This is a genomic window from Caulobacter sp. 05T431 (assembly GCF_056665975.1).
The window spans coordinates 1-376 of record NZ_JBFTKU010000172.1 but is presented as its reverse complement, the minus strand read 5'-3'; the positions used below and the strand labels follow the sequence as shown (position 1 = coordinate 376).

At 66.2% G+C, this 376-nt stretch carries 1 protein-coding gene; it reads left to right on the top strand.

Annotated elements, in window-relative coordinates:
- Positions 1-376: FAD-dependent oxidoreductase (locus AC1U89_RS24995; protein WP_479902305.1), on the top strand; the 376-nt coding region annotated here is incomplete at both ends.

The window sequence follows — 376 nt, the reverse complement described above, 5'->3', positions numbered from 1 at the left end:
GTTCTGGCGTGATGCCGGCCTTTCAGGCGAAATTTTCGATCTCGACCTTGGCTACCTTTCCCTGGACGTCACCCGGCCCGGGGACGACTGGTCCACTATCGTGGCGTTTATCGGAGGAAAGGACTACGACGCCTGGTTCGCCCTCGGCGCCGAAGCCCGGAAGAAGGCGGTGCTCGATTCGCTGGTCGCAGTCCTGGGCCCTGACGCCGCCCACCCACTCGGATACCACGAGACGGACTGGCCGAGCGTCCCGTACACAATGGGCGCCCCGGTGACCGTCCTGCCACCGGGTCTGTTGAGCAGCATCGGCAACGCCCTCAACGCACCCGTGGGGCCACTCCGGTTCGCCGGCACTGAAGCCGCGCCGATGTGGACC